General features: G+C 62.6%; 2 protein-coding genes. One reads left to right on the top strand and one right to left on the bottom strand.

Going from position 1 to position 2,757, the window contains the following annotated elements; genetic code table 11:
* Positions 1 to 404: 404 nt before the first annotated feature.
* Entirely contained in the window at positions 405 to 1,493 is a 1,089-nt protein-coding gene (locus V7D69_RS14585; RefSeq protein WP_324064251.1) for a fatty acid desaturase family protein, read from the bottom strand.
* Positions 1,494 to 1,594: 101 nt separating this feature from the next.
* Between V7D69_RS14585 and V7D69_RS14580 the strand changes: the two genes are divergently transcribed.
* A partial coding sequence (locus tag V7D69_RS14580) for a GNAT family N-acetyltransferase (protein ID WP_333606159.1) occupies positions 1,595 to 2,757 on the top strand: 1,163 nt, incomplete at its 3' end.

The raw sequence follows: 2,757 nt of genomic DNA, 5'->3' as shown, positions 1-2,757 counted from the left end.
GTTATATGCCGCAGCACTCGGGATAACCGGGTCACCCCAGGTGCGCGGAAGCGAATGGCCATCGCTTGCATGTCACCGCCACATCAGCGGCCGGCGTCCTTTCGCAGGAAAGGCCGCCTGCATCCGCAAGCAGAACTTTGCCCTGGGATTTACAACCCCAGGGGTCGGCGGCAAGGACGCGAGCCCGCATCCGCTGATGTCTGTCTTGCCAGGGCCGAGTTGGTGAGTTGCGTGTCCCCTCATCAGCCGTTCGCACCCCAAAGGTTCACCAGCCAAGCCTGTCCGGTTCAGGCCCCCACACGCCGGCCGCACTGCTGCCTGCCTGCTGCCCTCCCGGCCTACCCCCGCACTCGCCAGCGGGCGATTAACTGTGTCTGCATCACATCTCCCCTAACGGAGGTGGGCTATACCCGCATCGTGTTGCGCACCAGCCGTGTCAGCAACGGCATCAGGCCGGTATAGCCCGCGCGGGCGTAAGTGCTGTTCCGCCCCAGGTGCGCGGAAAGGCGGCGATGGCATTCGCCTAGCGCGTGATAAGGCACCGAAGGCAGCAAGTGATGCAGCGCGTGATAACGCAGGCCCACCGGCGCCCATAGCGGCGACAGCATGGCCGGGGGCGGGACATTGACCGAGTCGAGGTATTGCGCGGTCACCGTCATCGCCTCTCCATCATTCTCCCACAAATGCGCAACGAGGGTGCGGACCTGGTTCAGGAAGGCCGTCAGCGAAACGACACAGAGCGCTATCGCCAGTGGACGCCAGCCGTAAACTTGGCTCGCCGCTATCAAAGCAATGGCCCAGATCGAGCATCCCAGTTCCTGCCAGAACACCATCCGCGCAAATTCGCCTTCGGGAGGCCGGCGACGGTATTGGGGGTTGATCGCGAGGGCAGAGGCGCGTTCCCACACCAGCTTGCGCAGCGGCGGGATCACCACACCCAGCGGCACGAGCACCGCCGAGCGGACCAGCAAGGCAGGTGGCAGCAGAATCGCGGTGAGCGCGAAGACCGGCAAGCTCCACGGCTTCATCAGCGCCAGCGGCATATATTCGGGATCGTCGATCGTGCCGTAACGCGTGCGGGCGTGATGCTGCGTATGCACGCCTTCGTACATGAAGGACGGGATCAACAACGGAATGCCCACGAGCAGATTCCAGGTGAAACGGAAACCGGGCAGCGCATCCTTGTGGATATGCGTCAGCTCGTGAATGAACAGCAGTGCGCGGTAAAGCGCCAGCGCGGCCAGCAGACCGCAGGCCAGCGCTGCGAGAGGGTTGGTTGACAGGATTGCGGCCGCAAGCCCCGCATAGCCAACGAAGGCCGAACCCAGCATGTCCGGCCAGTAGATTTCCGGGCGAGCGACGGCGATGTCGCGCGTCAGCTCCACAGCGGCGCGCAGCATCTCCTTGTCGTCGGGAATCTGCGAATGCCACGTTCCCGCCGCCGCATCCCGTTTCGCCGGCCCGGGCTGTTCGATAAGGTCCTGAGCGATCATGCTTCCTGTTTCCAAATTCTCTGGCGCGCTTGACAAGTTACCGCAAGCGGCCGCACTCCGCGTGCCGGACCGTTCCCTTAGGCTCGAACAAAGGCAGCATCGTGGCCAACTCCGAACTAGTTATCACGCCTATCTCCGGCAAGGCCGATCGCGCCGCCTTCGTGGACTTTGCTTATCGCCGTAATGCGGCAGATCAAAACTGGGTGCCGAATTTGCGCTCGGAAGAGATTTCCAAGTTCACGCCGGGCAAGAATCCTTTTTTCGCTCATGCCCGCTGCCAGCTTTTTCTGGCCCGGCGCGATGGCCGGATCGTCGGGCGCATTTCCGCGCATATCGATGAACTGGCGCTGAAACAGCCGGTGGAGCAGGGCATGGGGCCGGGCACCGGCAACTGGGGCGCGATCGAGGCGGAGGACGAAGAGACCGCTCGCGCGCTTATCGCCGCGGCGGAGCAATGGCTGCGCGAACAGGGTATGACGCGAGTGCTGGCGCCGATGAACCTTTCGGTGTGGGAAGAGCCGGGGATTCAGGTAGGGGGGCACGATCACCCGCCCATGGTGATGATGGCGCATCATGACGCGGCGTATCAGGGCTGGATCGAAGGCGCCGGTTACGGCCGCGTCAAGACGCTTTATACTTACGATCTGGATGTGACCAAGCAGTTCCCGCCGCTGGTCCAGCGCATCGTCTCTTCCGGAGAGAAGAACGCCAAGATCCGCGTGCGCGAGGTGGAATTGAAGCACTTCGACCGCGAAGCCGCGATCATCTGCGAAATCCTCAACGACGCCTGGTCCGACAATTGGGGCTTCGTGCCGTTTACCCAGGAAGAGATCGAATATACCGGCAAGGCGCTCAAGCCGCTGGTCCATCCCGAGCTTATTCGCATAGCCGAATATGAAGGAGAGCCGGTGGCCTTCATGATGACGCTGCCCAATCTCAACCAGGTCCAGATGCGCGTGAACGGCCGCAACGGCAAGCCCCCCATCCTGGGCCTCGTCAAGCTGCTGCTCTGGCTCAGGAAGCCTTATCCCGCCGACATGCGCGTGCCGCTGATGGGCGTGCGGAAGAAGTTGCAGGCATCCCGCCTGGCCAGCCAGCTGGCCTTCATGATGATCGAATACATCCGCCGCGCTTCCGTGGCGAAGTTCGGCGCCAAGCGGGGTGAGATCGGCTGGATTCTGGAAGACAACCAGGGAATGGTCGCCATCGCCGATGCCATCGACAGCAAAGTGAACCGCGAATACGCAATTTACGAGAAGGCCCT

This window comes from Novosphingobium sp. (assembly GCF_036733805.1).
In the GTDB taxonomy this organism is placed as follows: Bacteria; Pseudomonadota; Alphaproteobacteria; order Sphingomonadales; family Sphingomonadaceae; genus Novosphingobium.
This window is presented reverse-complemented; position numbering and strand designations above follow the sequence as displayed.

Excerpts from the sequence above, each read along its gene's own strand:
- V7D69_RS14585 (WP_324064251.1), bottom strand. The coding sequence starts at position 1,493 with ATGATCGCTCAGGACCTTATCGAACAGCCCGGGCCGGCGAAACGGGAT.